Consider the following 15,068-nt stretch of genomic DNA (forward strand, 5'->3'; position numbering starts at 1 on the left):
CCGGCCCACCCCCCCCGCCGACCGCAGCACCTCGACCGGATAGATTGTGGACATGAGCGAGCACGAACCTCCCCAGGAGGGCGGAGACGACCAGCACGGCACGCGGCTCGAGCCGCACCAGGTCTTCGACCTGGCCCGGGAGGGCGCCGACGTGCTGCTGGATCTCGTGGACGCGGGCCTTCCGGTCGACCTGGCCGACGAGTCCGACAACACCCTGCTGATGCTCGCCGCGTACCACGGCCACGCGGAGCTCACGGAGGGTCTCGCGGAGCGGGGGGCCGACGTGAACCGGCTGAACGGCAAGGGGCAGGCGCCGCTCGCCGGCGCCGTGTTCAAGAACGAGACGGACGTGATCAGGGTGCTCGTCGAGCACGGCGCCGACGTCGACGCCGGGAGCCCGAGCGCTCGTGCGACGGCGCAGATGTTCGGCCGCGTACTGCCGGAGCCGGAGGCCGGCTGAGCCGTCGTCGCGGTTCGCGGCGTCGGGCACCGCGATGCGCGGGTAACCTTGAACATCGTGGCATCCAACGACTTTCCCGCAGAGATCAAGGCGCTCCGCGCCACCCTCGAGTCCATCGAGGCCGTGAGCGACCCCACCGCGCTGCAGGCGAAGATCGCCGAGCTGTCGGAGCAGGCGTCGGCGCCGAACCTGTGGGACAACCCCGAGGAGGGGCAGCGGGTCTCCTCGGCGCTGTCGGCCGCCCAGGCCGAGCTCAGCCGGGTGGAGAAGCTGGCCGCGCGCATCGATGACGTCGAGACCCTCGTCGAGCTGGGCGTCGAGATGGACGACGCCGACTCGATCACCGAGGCGGAGGAGGAGGTCGTGAAGATCCGTAAGGATCTCGCGGCGCTCGAGGTGCGCACGCTGCTGAACGGCGAGTACGACTCCCGTGAGGCGGTCGTGACCATTCGCGCGGGCGCCGGCGGCGTCGACGCCGCTGACTTCGCGGAGATGCTGATGCGCATGTATCTGCGCTGGGCGGAGCGCCACGGCTACCCCACCAAGGTGGGCGACACCTCCTACGCGGAGGAGGCGGGCCTGAAGTCGGCCACCTTCGAGGTCAACGTGCCGTACGCGTTCGGGCACCTGTCCGTCGAGGCGGGCACCCACCGTCTGGTGCGCATCTCGCCGTTCGACAACCAGGGGCGCAGGCAGACGTCGTTCGCGGCGGTCGAGGTGATTCCGCTGATCGAGCAGACCGACCACATCGACATCCCGGACTCCGAGCTCAAGATCGACGTGTACCGCTCGTCCGGCCCGGGCGGGCAGTCCGTGAACACCACGGACTCCGCGGTGCGCATGACGCACATCCCCACCGGCGTCGTCGTCGCCATGCAGAACGAGAAGTCGCAGATCCAGAACCGGGCCGCCGCCTACCGCGTGCTCCAGTCGCGGCTGCTCCTCCTGCGCAAGGCCGAGGAGGCCGCCAAGAAGAAGGAGATGGCGGGCGACATCAAGGCGAGCTGGGGCGACCAGATGCGCTCCTACGTGCTGCAGCCGTACCAGATGGTCAAGGACCTGCGCACGGAGCACGAGTCGGGCAACCCGCAGGCCGTGTTCGACGGGGCGATCGACGACTTCATCGAGGCGGGCATCCGCTGGCGCCGGGGTACGACGCCGAACTGACGGTCGCACGCGGTTGGGCGAATTGCCATTTAGTGTCTGATTTGCCCGGCTGATTGCCGAGTTGATGGGCAACCGGGTGGCTGCCGTCGGCGTGTCCCCCCGACACGCCACCACTTCACCCCCCTAGTCTCGGGCTCGTGATCAGGTTCGAGAACGTGTCGAAGGTCTACGCGCGCGGCGCACGGCCTGCCCTCGACCAGGTCTCCGTGGACGTCGAGCGTGGCGAGTTCGTCTTCCTGGTGGGGGCCTCGGGCTCGGGCAAGTCGACGTTTCTGTCGCTGGTGCTGCGCGAGCAGCGGCCCACGCGCGGCCGCGTCTACGTCGCGGGCCGGGACGTCGCGAACCTGTCCGGGTGGCGGGTGCCCACGCTGCGGCGTCAGCTCGGCGTGGTGTTCCAGGACTTCCGCCTGCTGCAGAACAAGACCGTCCACGAGAACGTGGCGTTCGCCCTGCAGGTGATCGGCAAGCCGCGCCACGTCATCCGGGACACCGTGCCCGAGGTGCTGGACATGGTGGGCCTCGCGGGCAAGGGCAAGCGCATGCCGACGGAGCTGTCGGGCGGTGAGCAGCAGCGTGCGGCGATCGCCCGCGCCATCGTGAACCGGCCGCAGATCCTCCTGGCGGACGAGCCCACGGGAAACCTGGACCCCACGACCTCGCTGGGCATCATGCGTCTGCTGGACCGCATCAACCGGACGGGCACCACCGTGGTCATGGCCACGCACGACGACGAGATAGTCAACGAGATGCGGCGCCGCGTGGTCGAGCTGTCCGACGGCGTCGTGATCCGCGACGAGGCCCGCGGCAGCTACGGCGAGCGCGAGGCAATCCTGCCCGACGTCGGCGCGTCCGCGGTGCTCGACGCCCCGGGCAGCGGTACCCGCGCGCCGGTCCAGACGGTGCGGGGAGGCTGACCGTGCGCTTCCAGTTCGTGCTGGGCGAGGTCCTCTCGGGCCTGCGCCGGAACACCACCATGGTCGTGGCCGTGGTGCTCGTGACCTTCGTGTCGCTGACGTTCGTCGGCGCCGCCGCGCTGCTCCAGGCCCAGATCGGCAAGCTCAAGGACGACTGGTACGACCTGGTCGAGGTGTCCGTCTTCCTGTGCCCGCAGGGCTCGGTGTCGCCGACGTGCGCCACCGGCGAGGCGACCGACGACCAGGTCGACGCCGTGCGCCAGGTCATCGACACCGAGCTGTCCGACGAGGTCAGCAAGGTCTACTTCGAGTCGAAGGAGCAGGCGTTCGAGGCGTTCAGCGAGCGCTACCCGGACGGCTACCAGGGCACGCAGCTGACGGCGGAGGACATGCAGGCCTCGCTGCGGCTCAAGCTGTCCGACGCCGAGCAGTTCGCCGTCGTCAGCGACGTGCTCTCCGGGCGCGACGGGGTGGAGATCGTGGAGGACCAGCGGGCGGTCTTCGAACCGCTGTTCCGCACGCTCAACGTCGCCACCCTGCTCGCGGCGGGGCTGGCCGGCGTCATGCTGCTGGCCGCGGTGCTGCTGATCACCACCACCATCCGGCTGAGTGCCGTCTCGCGGCGCAAGGAGACCGAGATCATGCGCCTGGTGGGCGCGTCCAACCTGTTCATCCAGCTCCCGTTCCTCCTGGAAGGGGCGCTGGCGGCCGTGCTGGGTTCGCTGCTCGCGGGTGGCGGGCTGTGGTTGGCGGTGCGGTTCATGGTCAGCGACTGGCTCGAACGGTCGGTCGACTGGGTGGCCTACGTCTCCGAGGTCGACGTGCTCCGGGTGGCGCCGCTGCTCGTGATCATGGCCGTCGCGCTCGCGGCGCTCTCGTCCTTCTTCACCCTGAACCGGTACACGAGGATCTGATGTCCACTCCCCGAAACCTTCCCGCCAGGGTCCGCGGTCGTGGGCCGCTGGCCGCCGTGCTCGCTGCCGTGCTGCTGCTCGGGGGTGCGCCCGCCGTCCACGCGGACGACCTCGACGACCGCCGTGCCGCGGCCGAGCGGGAGCAGCAGGCCAAGGAGGAGCAGCGCGAGAGCCTCGAGGCAGAGCTGGAGCACACGGACACCCAGCTGGCTGACGCGGTGCTCGAGCTGAACCAGGTCGAGGGACGGCTGCCGGTCGCCGAGGCCGAGCTGGCCGTCGCCGAGGCCGAGCTGGAGCGCGCGGAGCGGGAGGCGGCGATCCTCGCGCAGCGTCTCGCGGACGCCCAGCTCGAAGAGGCGAAGGTCAGCCAGCAGCTGCAGGACGGCTCCGGCAAGGTCGACGGGGCACGCGACGACATCGCGCAGATGGCGCGCGAGGAGTTCCGCGGGTCGGGCGACAACTCGACGATCGGGCTCGTCACCGGTGCGCAGAGCACCGAGGAGTTCATCGACGGGTACTCGGTGTCGTCGTCGGCCGCGCGGATCAGGGCGCGCACCCTCGCCGAGCTCCAGGACGCCGAGGCGACCGCCCGCAACCTGCAGGCGCGGCTGACCGCGATCCGTGAGGTCGTCACCGAGCTCAAGCGCCTGGCGGACGAGAACGTCCGCTCCAAGGAGCAGGCCAAGCAGGCCGCGGTGGAGCGCAAGGCCGAGATCGAGCGCCTGATCGAGGAGCAGGAGCGGCTCAAGGCTCGCATCGAGAAGCGCAAGCACGTGGCCGTGCAGAACATGCAGGACAACGCGCAGGAGCTGAGCTCCATCGAGTCCGACCTGAAGGAGATCATCCGCAAGCAGGAGGAGCGCGACGAGCGGCTGGCCCAGGAGCAGGCCGAACGGGAGGCGCGGGAGGCGCGCGAGAACGCCTCCGGCGGTTCCTCCGGTGGCGGCTCGTCCGACGGTGGTTCCTCCGGTGGGGCCTCGTCGGGCGGTGGCTCGTCCGGCGGGGGCAGCGGGGCAGGGACGGTGTCCTTCCTCGGCTACCCGACGGCGAGCCCCGTGGTCACCTCCTCGTACGGCATGCGGTTCCACCCCGTGCTGCAGTACTCGCGCCTGCACGCGGGCACCGACTTCCGGGCGTACTGCGGCACGCCGATCCTGGCCGCCGCCGACGGCACCGTGCAGTACGCGCGCTACCTCGACGGGCTGGGCAACCAGGTGCTGATCAACCACGGCTACTCGTCCGGCGGCAGCAGTGTGATGACGAGTGCGAACCACCTCACCTCGTTCGCGGTCTCCGCCGGCCAGCAGGTCTCCCGCGGGCAGGTGATCGGGTACTCCGGGACCACCGGTACGTCCACGGCCTGCCACCTGCACTTCGAGGTGTACATCAACGGTTCGACCGTCGACCCGATGACCTGGCTGTAAAAGCCTGGTCCACCCAGGCCGGGCGCGTAAACTGGGACGTCGCGCTGCCCGCAGGGGGCAGGTCGCACCAGTAGATCCCGGAGGGAGACCATGGCCAAGAAGGACGATCCGCGCAAGATCGTGGCGAACAACAAGAAGGCCCGTCATGACTACGTGATCGAGGACGTCTTCGAGGCCGGGCTCGTGCTCTCGGGTACCGAGGTCAAGGCGCTGCGGATGGGGCGGGCGTCCCTCACCGACGGCTACGCCAACATCGACCGTGGTGAGGCGTGGCTCGAGAACGTGCACATCCCCGCGTACTTCCAGGGCACGTGGAACAACCATGCGCCCCGCCGCCGGCGCAAGCTGCTGCTGCACCGGGAGGAGATCCTCCGGCTGGAGTCCAAGTCGCGGGAGAAGGGGCACACCCTGATCCCGCTGTCGCTGTACTTCCTGGACGGCCGGGCCAAGGTCGAGATCGCCCTGGCACGCGGTAAGAAGGAGTACGACAAGCGACAGACCCTGCGCGAGCAGCAGGACATGCGCGAGGCGCAGCGGGCGATGCGGCAGAAGGAGATGCTCCGCTGACCCGTCCGGGCCCGGCCGACGGTGCCGGCCAGCTGTTACGGAAATAACGTTCCTGTCTGCGGTGTTGTGACCTAGACTGGAGACGTTCCGCACGGGCCTGACCCGGGTGGGGCAGTTGACAACAACATAGGGGCTGATCGGTTTCGACGGTGGTCGTGCTTCGAGGAGAAGCGGGCCGAGGATGCAGACTTATCTCGTAAACGATGTCTGCAAACACATAGTTGCCGATAACTCGCGCAACGAGTTCGCCCTCGCCGCCTGAGCGAGCCCGAACTCCGTCGGCCTGGGAAATGCTTCCGTCCCAGTAGCCGGCGTCATCTAGGAAGCCACTGCTCGTAGTCCTCGTCATCGGGGCTGCGGGAACACTCAGGTGACTGGGCCTGTCCGCGAACGTGTCTGCGCGAGTGCGGGGGCCGAGAAAATCCATAGCAGACTGCGCCCGGAGAAGTACTCGAAAAGCGTCACCGGACCCGGGTTCGATTCCCGGCAGCTCCACTCCCCTCGAAGCGAGGTGTGCCGTGACGTGCCACCTCGCTTCGTCATGTTTGTGGGGGCTTCGCCCCCAGCCCTATGTTGAAGGCCTCGCCGTAACCGGCGGGGCCTTCGTCGTGCCCGTGAAGGTCCCGGCGAGCAGCTTGATCGCGTCCGCCGAGCTCGAGCCCGCCTTCGTGGTGACCACGGTGACCGACTGCTCCGGCGTGCGCGCGAGCTGGAGAATCTGCTGTGTGACGGTGAGCGCGCCGACCACCGGGTGCCGGAGCTCGTGCTCGTCGGCCTCGCACGGCTTGACCCGGTGGTCGCGCCACAGCGCGACGAACTCCGGGCTCTTCATGGACAGCTCGCCGACGAGGGCGGCGAGCAGGGCGTCGTCGGGGTGGCGCCCCGCGACGAGGCGCAGGTTGCCGACGACGGCCCGCGCCTTGCGGTTCCAGTCCACGTAGAGCTCGCGGCTGTGCGGGTCGAGGAACAGCATCCGGGCCAGGTTCGGCCGGTCCGCCGGACGCTCGGGTGCGGTGCGGTCGACGTGCCCGGCCAGCAGCGCGTGCCCCGGGGCGTTCCAGGCCAGCACGTCGGTCCTCCTGCCGAGCACCATGGCGGGCGCGTCGCCGAACGCGCGCAGCAGGTCGAGGGTCATGTGATCGATCCGCTCGGACGGTGGTCTGCGCAGCGGTCGGGGCCGCTGGGTCGCGAGCTCGCGCAGGTGGCCACGTTCGGCGTCGTCGAGCCGTAGGGCTCCGGCGAGAGCGTCGAGGACGGCGTCGGACGCGTTGACCGACTGCCCCTGCTCCAGGCGGGTGTAGTAGGACACGCTGACCCCCGCGAGCTGAGCGAGCTCCTCGCGCCGCAGCCCGGTGACGCGACGTCGGTCGGTGTATCGGGGCAGGCCCACGTCCTCGGGGCGCAGGCCGCCGCGGCGGGCGCGGAGAAAACCGCCCAGCGTTCCGGAAGCGCTCATGACCCCAGTATGTGCCGCCGTACCGCCGCCGTGCCTGACCCTGTCAGGGGTATGCAGGACCGGGGCTGGTGGGCACGGCCCCGGGCACCGCAGGGTGGCCGGAGCCAATCGAGCACCGGGAGCAGACATGCACGAGATCGTGCTGGGTGACGTCACGGTCACCCGGGTCATGGAGTACTTCGGTCCGGTGGGGATGACCCCGGACACCTTCTTTCCTGAGAGTCCCGACGGGGCGTGGCAGCGGAACGAGTCGTGGCTGGCGCCGGACTTCGTCGACCCGCACACCCACGTCTGCCAGTCGGCGATCCAGACCTGGCTGCTGCGCAGCGAGGGGCGGACGATCCTGGTCGACACCGGCGTGGGCAACCACAAGGAACGGCCGTACTCACCGGTGTGGAGCCGGCTGAACACGGACTTTCTCGGCAACCTCGCCCGGGCCGGCGTGCGGCCCGAGGGCGTCGACCTGGTGATCAACACCCACCTGCACGTGGACCACGTGGGCTGGAACACGTACCTCGACGACAGGTCCTGGGTGCCGACGTTCCCCAACGCCACCTACCTGATGCCCCGGCCCGACTTCGACTTCTGGGACCCGGCGGGCGGCCATGAGCCGAACCTCGGCCGGGGTAACCAGAACGTCTTCGAGGACAGCGTCGCTCCGGTGCACGCGGCGGGTCAGGCGCTGCTGTGGGACGACAGCCACCAGATCGACTCGAACCTGCGGCTCGACCTCGCGCCCGGGCACACACCCGGCTCGTCGGTGGTCACCCTCGAGTCCGGCACGGACCGGGCGCTCCTCGTCGGCGACCTGCTGCACACGCCGCTGCAGATCGTCGAACCCGACACCAACAGCTGCTTCTGCGAGGACCCCGCGCAAGCGAGGGCGACCCGACGGCGCCTGCTCGGCTGGGCGGCCGACAACAACGCGCTCGTGCTGCCCGCGCACCTCGGCGGCCACGGCGGCGTCCAGGTGGAGCGGGACGGCGGCCGGTTCGCCATCACGTCCTGGGCCCCGTTCGACCGCGTCTGAGCTGGAACGACAGGAGAAGGAACATGTCAGATCTGATCGTCACCACGACCGAGGGCCGCGTTCGAGGCCGCGCCGACGCCGGTGCGCACGTCTACCGCGGCATCCCGTACGCGGCGGGACCGGTGGGTGCGGCCCGGTTCGCCGAGCCGACCGACCACGCCCCCTGGCCGGACGTGCTGGACGCGACCCGGCCCGGCCCGACGGCGCCCCAGCTGCGCCGCGACGGCTTCGGCGCCCTGGACATGGCGCCGTTCTTCGGGCCGGGTTGGGTCAAGGGCGAGGACTACCTGACGGCGGACGTGTGGGCCCCGGCCGGCGCCCGCAACAGCCCCGTCATGGTCTTCGTGCACGGCGGCGGGTTCACCGCCGGCTCCAGCAGGACTCCGCTGTACGACGGCGGTGCCTTCGCCCGCGACGGGGTCGTGCTCGTCACGCTCAACTACCGGCTGGGGATCGCCGGCTTCCTCGATGTCCCGGGCGCGCCGGCCAACCGCGGGCTGCTCGACGTCGTGGCCGCGCTGCGCTGGGTCCGGCGGAACATCGGGGCCTTCGGCGGTGACCCGGACGACGTCACGCTGTTCGGCCAGTCCGCCGGCGCGACGATCGTGAGCGGGATCCTCGCGACGCCGAGCGCCGAGGGCCTCTTCCGGCGTGCCATCGTGCAGAGCGGCAACGCGATGGGCGCGTTCAGCACGGAGCAGGCGGCACGGGTCACGGCGGCCGCGGCCGCAGAGCTCGGCGTCGAACCGGACGTCGCGGGGTTCGGTCAGGTGCCGGACGACCGGCTCGTCGAGGTGGCGGGGCGACTCGGCGGCGTCGACCTGCGCACGGCCACGCGGTTCGACCCGCTGGTCGGGCTCAGCCCGTTCAGCCTGGTGCTCGACACCCAGCCGGCCGAGGCCGTCGCGACGGGCGCGGGCGCCGACGTGACCCTCCTCGTCGGCACCACCGCCGAGGAGGGCAACCTCTACCTGGTACCGCAGGGGAACCTGACCACCTCGACCGAGGAGGACCTGCACGACCTCGCGGCGCGGGTCCACCCGGATCCGGCAGCGCTGGTGGCGCTCTTCCGCGAACGACGACCGCTGGCCGGGATCGGTGAGCTCCGCGCGGCGATCCTGGGGGAGGCGCTGTTCGGCGCGGGGAGCCGCGCCCTCGTGGACGCCCACGCGGCACAGCGCCGGGCGGCGACCTTCACCTACGAGTTCGCCTGGCGGTCCGACGCCGTGGACGGTCTGCTCGGCGCGGCGCACACGACGGAGCTGCCGTACGTGTTCGACAACGTGAGCCTGCAGTCCCTGCACGGTCCCGGCAGCCTGCTCGGGACCGCGGAGGCGCCCGCGGCGCTCGCGGCGGAGGTGCACGGAGCCTGGGTCAGCTTCGCGACGAGCGGGGATCCCGGTTGGGCGCGTACCGAGAGGCACCGGTTCACCGGAGCCAGATGACGACCCCCGTTCTGCTCCTGGCAGAGAGGGGAGTCCTCGGCGAGCAGTTGGAACGGGTGTGCTATATGTTGATGACATGACGTTCACCCCTGATGCGGCAGACCGGGCAGCCGACGAGTCCCTCTCGTCGGTGCTGACCGGTGCCGGTCGCGCGGGTGGTGCGGCCCTTCGAGGCGCCGAGGTCCACGCGGTGCGTGAGCTCATCGCGACCATGATTCTGCCGGGCGCCGGTGACACGCCCGGGTCTGCCTCGCGGCAGGCACGGGCGGAGTGGGTGGATCTGCTTGGTGAGCTGGAGGCGGTCAAGAGTGCGGTGGCTGCGACGCAGGCGCGGTTGGTTGTCGCGTTGGACGCGGCGGCGAAGGCTGAGGAGGCCGCCCAGGGCATCCGCTCCGAGCGGCGGGGTCGTGGTGTCGCGAGTCAGGTTGGTGCGGCGATGCGGGTCAGCCCGTATGCGGGTGCGTCGTTCCTGAGTACGGCTCGGGTGTGGATGACGGGTATGCCGTTCACGTTCGATGCGTTGCGTTCGGGGGTGTTGTCGCAGTGGCGGGCGACGCTTCTGGTGCGCGAGACGTCTCATCTGTCGCCCGAGCACCGCGCGTGGATCGATGAGGAGCTGTGTGGTCCGGCGGGCCTGGCCGTGTTGGCGGGTCTGGGTACGAGGCGGTTGGTCGCGCGGGTCAAGGAGCTCGCGGCGCGCCTGGATGTGGGGGCGTGTGTGCGGCGTAATGCGCGGGCGGTGTCGGAGCGGCGGGTGTCGGTGCGTCCGGCGCCCGATCTGATGGTCTACGTGAGCGCGTTGGTGCCGGTGCAGCAGGGGGTGCAGGCCTATGCGCAGCTCAAGGCGCATGCCGATGCGGTCAGGGCAGCGGGTGACGAGCGTGGTGCCGGTCAGATCATGGCGGACACCCTGATCGAGCGGGTCACCGGGCGTGCGCCGGGTAAGGCGGACGAGGTGCCGGTCACGATCAATCTGCTGGTCTCTGACCGGACGCTGCTCGCGGAGGGCGTCGAGCCTGGCGTGGTTGTCGAGGGTATGGCGGCAGGGGTCGGGAGTGTCCCGGCTCCCGTGGCGCGGAACCTTGCGGCGCACGGGATCGACGCGGACGCCGCCTGGCTCCGCTCGATCTACGTCGACCCTCGGGGCCGTTTGCTGGCGACGACGTCGGTGTCACGGTTCCATCCGCAGGGCTTGGCGGTGTTGTTGCGGGCCCGGGAGCAGGGCATCTGTGCGTCGTCCTGGTGTGACGCCCCGGTGCGGCACCTCGACCACGTCCTTCCGTATGCGGAGGGTGGTGAGACGAGCTTCGACAACGGGCAAGGGTTGTGTGCCCGGTGCAATCACGCGAAGCAGGCACCAGGCTGGCGGCAGAAGGTGACCGAGATCGACGGCCGGCACGCCGTGGAGACGACGACCCCGACCGGGCACACCCATGTCTCTGTCGCGCCCGCACCGCCCGAGCCCGCCACGGAGGGGGCGTCGGATGACCTGGTGGACGGAACGGCCTGGACCCCGGCCGTCGGCATGACCGGCCCGCGTGGTGGTCGCGTGCCACGAAGCCGGTACAGCAGCGGCTGTCAGGTCGGGTACCCGAGGGGTGCGATCCCTGACCGGCGTCCGAGAGCCCGCCGCGTCAGGTCCGGGGCCGACCTGTCCTGGGTCTGATACTTAGCCCTTGCGCTAAGTGATGTTCCGGGGCAGCGCAGCCTCTGGTGCCGATGACGGCGGAGATCCGGCTGCGGGACCACGCCGAGGGCACCGACTACCGGATCACGGTGCGGCACGGCGACCCCGACGCCAGGGCACGGCACGCGGAGCTGGGCTTCGCCGGCGGCGGGGCGCGGGCGGCTCGACGTCGGCCCGGCGGCGGGGCAGACTGGCGGCGTCGCCCACATCGGGGTGCGCGACGACGAGCTGGAGGGCCCATGGCCGACTACGCGGACGTCTACCGGCACAGCCTCACCGACCCCGAGGGGTTCTGGCGCGAGCAGGCAGCCCTGGTCTCCTGGTTCCGCAAGCCCACCCGTGTGCTCGACGACGACAGCCCGCCGTTCTACCGCTGGTTCCCCGACGGCAGGCTCAACACCTGTTACAACGCGCTGGACCGGCACGTGATCGCCGGGCGCGGGGACCAGGCGGCGCTGATCTACGACAGCCCGGTGACCGGAGCCTCGGCGACCATCACCTACGCGTCGCTGCTGGCCGACGTCGCCGCGTTCGCCGGCGGCCTGCGCGACCTCGGCGTGGGGCAGGGCGACCGCGTGGTGCTGTACATGCCGATGGTGCCGGAGGCGGTCGTCGCAATGCTGGCCTGCGCCCGGCTGGGCGCCGTGCACTCGGTGGTGTTCGGCGGGTTCGCCGCGAACGAGGTGGCCCTGCGGATCGACGACGCCCAGCCGAAGGTCGTCGTGTCGGCGTCCTGCGGTGTCGAGCCCACCCGGATCGTCGAGTACAAGCCACTGCTCGACAAGGCCCTCGAGCTGGCCGACCACGAGCCGGCGTCGTGCGTGGTGCTGCAGCGGCCGCAGGCCACGGCGACGCTGGTCGAGGGGCGGGACGTCGACTGGGGCACGGTGCTGCGCGCCGGACGCACCAACCCCGCGCCGTGCGCGGAGGTCGCGGCGACCGACCCGCTCTACATCCTGTACACGTCGGGCACCACGGGAAAGCCCAAGGGGATCCTGCGCGACAACGGCGGCCATGCCGTCGCCCTGGCCTGGTCCATGCGCAACGTCTACGACATCAGGGCCGGCCAGGTCTGGTGGACGGCGTCCGACGTCGGCTGGGTGGTGGGCCACTCGTACATCGTCTACGGCCCGCTGATCGCGGGCGCGACCTCCGTGCTGTACGAGGGCAAGCCGGTGGGCACCCCGGACGCCGGGGCGTTCTGGCGGGTCATCGCAGAGCACGGGGTCGAGGCCCTGTTCACGGCGCCGACCGCGATCCGGGCGATCAAGAAGGAGGACCCTGAGGGGCTCCTCCTCGCCGGGCACGACACCTCGTCGCTGCGGCACCTGTTCCTCGCGGGGGAGCGGCTCGACCCCGGCACGTACGAATGGGCGGGGCGGGTCCTCGGCGTGCCGGTGACCGACCACTGGTGGCAGACCGAGACCGGGTGGGCCGTCGTCGCCAACCTCCGTGGTCTGGACCCGATGCCGACCAGGCCGGGTTCGCCGTCCGTTCCCGTACCGGGGTTCGACGTGCAGGTGCTGCTCCCGGACGGCACGGTCGCGGCGCCAGGACAGGAGGGGAGCCTCGCGATCCGGCTGCCGCTGCCACCCGGCACCCTGCAGACGCTGTGGCGCGACGACGAACGGTACGTCTCGTCGTACCTCTCCGCCTACGACGGGTACTACCTGTCCGGGGACGGCGGGTACGTCGACGACGACGGGTACGTCTACGTCATGGGCCGTACGGACGACGTCATCAACGTCGCCGGGCACCGCCTGTCCACCGGTGCGATCGAGGGTGTGCTCGCCGCGCACCCCGCCGTGGCCGAGTGCGCGGTGATCGGCGTGGCCGACCAGCTCAAGGGGCAGGTGCCGCGCGGGCTCGTGGTGCTCAAGGCCGGTGCCGACCCCAGCGGCGTGGCCGCTGAGCTCGTCGCGGCGGTCCGCGGGGAGATCGGTCCGGTCGCGGCGTTCAAGGACGTCCAGGTCGTCGCGGGCCTGCCCAAGACGCGCTCGGGCAAGATCCTGCGGCGCACCATGCGCCAGCTGGCCGACGGAGAGCGCCCGCAGGTGCCGTCCACGATCGAGGACCCTGCGGTGCTGAGGGCGCTGGAGCCGGTGCTGCGGCGGGAGCGGGAGTGACATCTGTCATGCGTCGATCGTGTGGTCCTCAGCCCCGCTGATGACTCGGTGACACTTACCCGTGCGCGTGCGCCGGCCGAGGGTGGGGTGCATGAAGCGAATCCACTTCAGTACCCCACATCCGCTCCCGATCCGCGCGCCGCGGCACGGCGCACCCGACGGCGAGCAGCGGCGCCGTCGGCCACGAGCGCGCGGTCGGGGCGCGGCCCTGTTGGCGGTGCTGAGCCTGGTCGGTGCGCTCGCGGCACCCGCGGCGGCCGACGTCCGCCCTGACGACGCCGGTAGCGAGCCCACCGCGCGGCTGGAGTGGGGCCCGTGCCCCGCGGACGTCGCGGAGGAAGCCGCGCCCTACGTGCTGACCTGTGCCACGGTGCCCGTACCCCTGGACTACTCCGACCCCGACGGCGAGCAGATCGAGCTCCAGCTGTCCCGCATGGCCAGCGACAACCCGGCGAAGCGGCGCGGTGTGCTCCTGCTCAACCCGGGCGGTCCCGGCGGTTCCGGCCTCACGCAGTCCTCGCTTCTCGCGTCGAGGGGTCTGCCCGACAGCGTGCTGGACGCCTACGACCTGATCGGCATGGACACCCGAGGGGTGGGCCACTCGACCCGCATCGACTGCGGGTTCACCATCGGCGGCGAATACTTCGGCAACGTCCCGCCGTACGCGGTCGACGACGCGGCGGTCGTCCAGCGGGCGAAGGTCGTCGAGGCCGCTGCCGAGCAGTGTGCCGACAACGACGAGAACGGCCTGCTCCGCCACGTGTCGACGGCGAACATGGCCCGCGACCTGGACAGCATCCGCGCGGCGCTGGGCGAGGAGAAGGCCAGCTACCTGGGCTACTCCTACGGTTCCGCGCTGGGCGCCGCGTACGCCTCGATGTTCCCCGAGACGGTCGACCGGGTGGTGCTCGACAGCAACGTGGGCGACACGCACCTCGACCAGGAAGGGTTGCGGAGGTTCGCCCAGGGGTTCGAGCAGACGTTCCCCGACTTCGCGAGGTGGGCGGCCAAGCGGCACACCGCCTACGGGCTGGGCTGGACGCCGGCGCAGGTGCGGGCCGGCTACTTCGAGACCGCCGAGCGGCTGGACCGGAACCCCGTGCAGGGGGTCGACGGCGGACTGTTCCGCCAGGTCGTCTTCGGTGGGCTCTACAGCGAGCTGACCTACGGCCGGACGGCGCAGATTTGGCAGTCGCTGCTGGACGGCGACGCCGCTGCCGCCCGGAGCCTGCTGGACGCCAACCTCCTCGACGGTGTCCTATCGGACGGTGCCGCCCCGGACGGTGCCGCCCCGGACGGTGCCGCCCCGGACGGTGCCGCCCCGGACGGTGCCGCCCCGGACGTTGCCGCCCCGGCAACTGCCGACCAGGACGGCGCGACGGCCGACGAGGTGTCGCCGCTGTCCAACGCCCTGTCGGTGTTCATCGCTTCGACCTGCAACGACAGCGAGTGGCCCGAGGACGTCAACGCCTACCGCCAGGCGGTGGCCGAGGACCGCGAGAAGTTCCCGATGTTCGGCGCGGCGTCGGCCAACATCCTGCCCTGCGCCTACTGGTCCGAGCCGATCGAGCCGTCGGTGCGGATCACCGACGAGGGGCCGAGCAACGTGCTGATCATGCAGAACCGCCGTGACCCGGTCACCCCGCTGGCGGGTGGCGAGCTGCTGCACGAGAAGTTCGGTGACCGGTCGCGGCTGGTGACCGTCGACGGCAGCGGTCACGGGGTCTACGCGCTCGGCGGCAACGCGTGCGCACTGAACGTCGGGACGACCTACCTGGTGGACGGTGAGCTGCCGAGGCGCGACGTCTCCTGCCGAGCGGGCTGACGGTTCCGAGCCGGCGGGAGTGCGTGGTCCTCCGGATCGCGCGCTCCCGCCGC

12 protein-coding genes and 1 other RNA gene are annotated in these 15,068 nt (G+C 71.0%); 12 read left to right on the forward strand and 1 reads right to left on the reverse strand.

The window, feature by feature from the left end; translation table 11 throughout:
• The first annotated feature begins 52 nt into the window (after positions 1–52).
• From ACYVK7_RS14310 to ssrA, 7 genes are all read left to right on the forward strand, one after another.
• On the forward strand, positions 53–460 hold the full coding sequence (locus tag ACYVK7_RS14310) for an ankyrin repeat domain-containing protein (protein ID WP_460888395.1): 408 nt from the start codon (positions 53–55) through the stop codon (positions 458–460).
• 57 nt (positions 461–517) lie between these two features.
• Positions 518–1,627: a peptide chain release factor 2 gene (gene prfB / locus ACYVK7_RS14315; RefSeq protein ID WP_460888396.1), complete on the forward strand. Its 1,110-nt coding sequence runs from the start codon at positions 518–520 to the stop codon at positions 1,625–1,627.
• A gap of 137 nt (positions 1,628–1,764) precedes the next feature.
• Positions 1,765–2,541, forward strand: coding sequence for a cell division ATP-binding protein FtsE (gene ftsE / locus ACYVK7_RS14320; protein WP_460888397.1), 777 nt, complete (start codon positions 1,765–1,767; stop codon positions 2,539–2,541).
• Between the two features lie 2 nt (positions 2,542–2,543).
• On the forward strand, positions 2,544–3,455 hold the full coding sequence (gene ftsX, locus ACYVK7_RS14325; RefSeq protein ID WP_460888398.1) for a permease-like cell division protein FtsX: 912 nt from the start codon (positions 2,544–2,546) through the stop codon (positions 3,453–3,455).
• Positions 3,455–4,879 carry a peptidoglycan DD-metalloendopeptidase family protein gene (locus ACYVK7_RS14330; RefSeq protein WP_460888399.1) on the forward strand — a complete coding sequence of 475 codons (1,425 nt, stop codon included), beginning with the start codon at positions 3,455–3,457 and terminating at the stop codon, positions 4,877–4,879. Before ftsX ends, ACYVK7_RS14330 begins: the two co-directional genes overlap by 1 nt.
• Positions 4,880–4,969: 90 nt before the next feature.
• Positions 4,970–5,446 (forward strand): SsrA-binding protein SmpB, encoded by a 477-nt coding sequence (gene smpB / locus ACYVK7_RS14335; protein WP_460888400.1) that lies wholly within the window; start codon positions 4,970–4,972, stop codon positions 5,444–5,446.
• Between the two features lie 129 nt (positions 5,447–5,575).
• Positions 5,576–5,944, forward strand: a transfer-messenger RNA (tmRNA) gene (ssrA, locus tag ACYVK7_RS14340).
• A gap of 70 nt (positions 5,945–6,014) precedes the next feature.
• Here the strand turns inward: ssrA and ACYVK7_RS14345 are convergent.
• Positions 6,015–6,902, reverse strand: a complete 888-nt coding sequence (locus ACYVK7_RS14345) for a helix-turn-helix transcriptional regulator (protein WP_460888401.1) — start codon at positions 6,900–6,902, stop codon at positions 6,015–6,017.
• A gap of 127 nt (positions 6,903–7,029) precedes the next feature.
• Between ACYVK7_RS14345 and ACYVK7_RS14350 the strand changes: the two genes are divergently transcribed.
• The 5 genes from ACYVK7_RS14350 to ACYVK7_RS14370 all read left to right on the forward strand — a co-directional run bounded on the left by ACYVK7_RS14350 (position 7,030) and on the right by ACYVK7_RS14370 (position 15,015).
• The gene (locus ACYVK7_RS14350; protein ID WP_460888402.1) at positions 7,030–7,932 is read left to right on the forward strand and encodes an MBL fold metallo-hydrolase; all 903 of its coding nucleotides are present in this window, start codon (positions 7,030–7,032) and stop codon (positions 7,930–7,932) included.
• A 23-nt stretch (positions 7,933–7,955) separates the two neighbouring features.
• Positions 7,956–9,377 (forward strand): carboxylesterase/lipase family protein, encoded by a 1,422-nt coding sequence (locus ACYVK7_RS14355; protein ID WP_460888403.1) that lies wholly within the window; start codon positions 7,956–7,958, stop codon positions 9,375–9,377.
• Between the two features lie 76 nt (positions 9,378–9,453).
• Positions 9,454–11,043 (forward strand): HNH endonuclease, encoded by a 1,590-nt coding sequence (locus ACYVK7_RS14360; RefSeq protein ID WP_460888404.1) that lies wholly within the window; start codon positions 9,454–9,456, stop codon positions 11,041–11,043.
• Between the two features lie 260 nt (positions 11,044–11,303).
• Positions 11,304–13,190 carry an acetate--CoA ligase gene (locus ACYVK7_RS14365; RefSeq protein WP_460888491.1) on the forward strand — a complete coding sequence of 629 codons (1,887 nt, stop codon included), beginning with the start codon at positions 11,304–11,306 and terminating at the stop codon, positions 13,188–13,190.
• A 91-nt stretch (positions 13,191–13,281) separates the two neighbouring features.
• On the forward strand, positions 13,282–15,015 hold the full coding sequence (locus tag ACYVK7_RS14370) for an alpha/beta hydrolase (protein WP_460888405.1): 1,734 nt from the start codon (positions 13,282–13,284) through the stop codon (positions 15,013–15,015).
• Positions 15,016–15,068 lie beyond the last annotated feature (53 nt).

The sequence above is a fragment of the Promicromonospora xylanilytica genome, assembly GCF_054782895.1.

Excerpts from the sequence above, each read along its gene's own strand:
- ACYVK7_RS14310 (WP_460888395.1), top strand. The coding sequence starts at position 53 with ATGAGCGAGCACGAACCTCCCCAGGAGGGCGGAGACGACCAGCACGGC.
- ACYVK7_RS14330 (WP_460888399.1), top strand. The coding sequence starts at position 3,455 with ATGTCCACTCCCCGAAACCTTCCCGCCAGGGTCCGCGGTCGTGGGCCG.
- smpB (WP_460888400.1), top strand. The coding sequence starts at position 4,970 with ATGGCCAAGAAGGACGATCCGCGCAAGATCGTGGCGAACAACAAGAAG.
- ACYVK7_RS14345 (WP_460888401.1), bottom strand. The coding sequence starts at position 6,902 with ATGAGCGCTTCCGGAACGCTGGGCGGTTTTCTCCGCGCCCGCCGCGGC.
- ACYVK7_RS14350 (WP_460888402.1), top strand. The coding sequence starts at position 7,030 with ATGCACGAGATCGTGCTGGGTGACGTCACGGTCACCCGGGTCATGGAG.
- ACYVK7_RS14355 (WP_460888403.1), top strand. The coding sequence starts at position 7,956 with ATGTCAGATCTGATCGTCACCACGACCGAGGGCCGCGTTCGAGGCCGC.
- ACYVK7_RS14360 (WP_460888404.1), top strand. The coding sequence starts at position 9,454 with ATGACGTTCACCCCTGATGCGGCAGACCGGGCAGCCGACGAGTCCCTC.
- ACYVK7_RS14365 (WP_460888491.1), top strand. The coding sequence starts at position 11,304 with ATGGCCGACTACGCGGACGTCTACCGGCACAGCCTCACCGACCCCGAG.
- ACYVK7_RS14370 (WP_460888405.1), top strand. The coding sequence starts at position 13,282 with ATGAAGCGAATCCACTTCAGTACCCCACATCCGCTCCCGATCCGCGCG.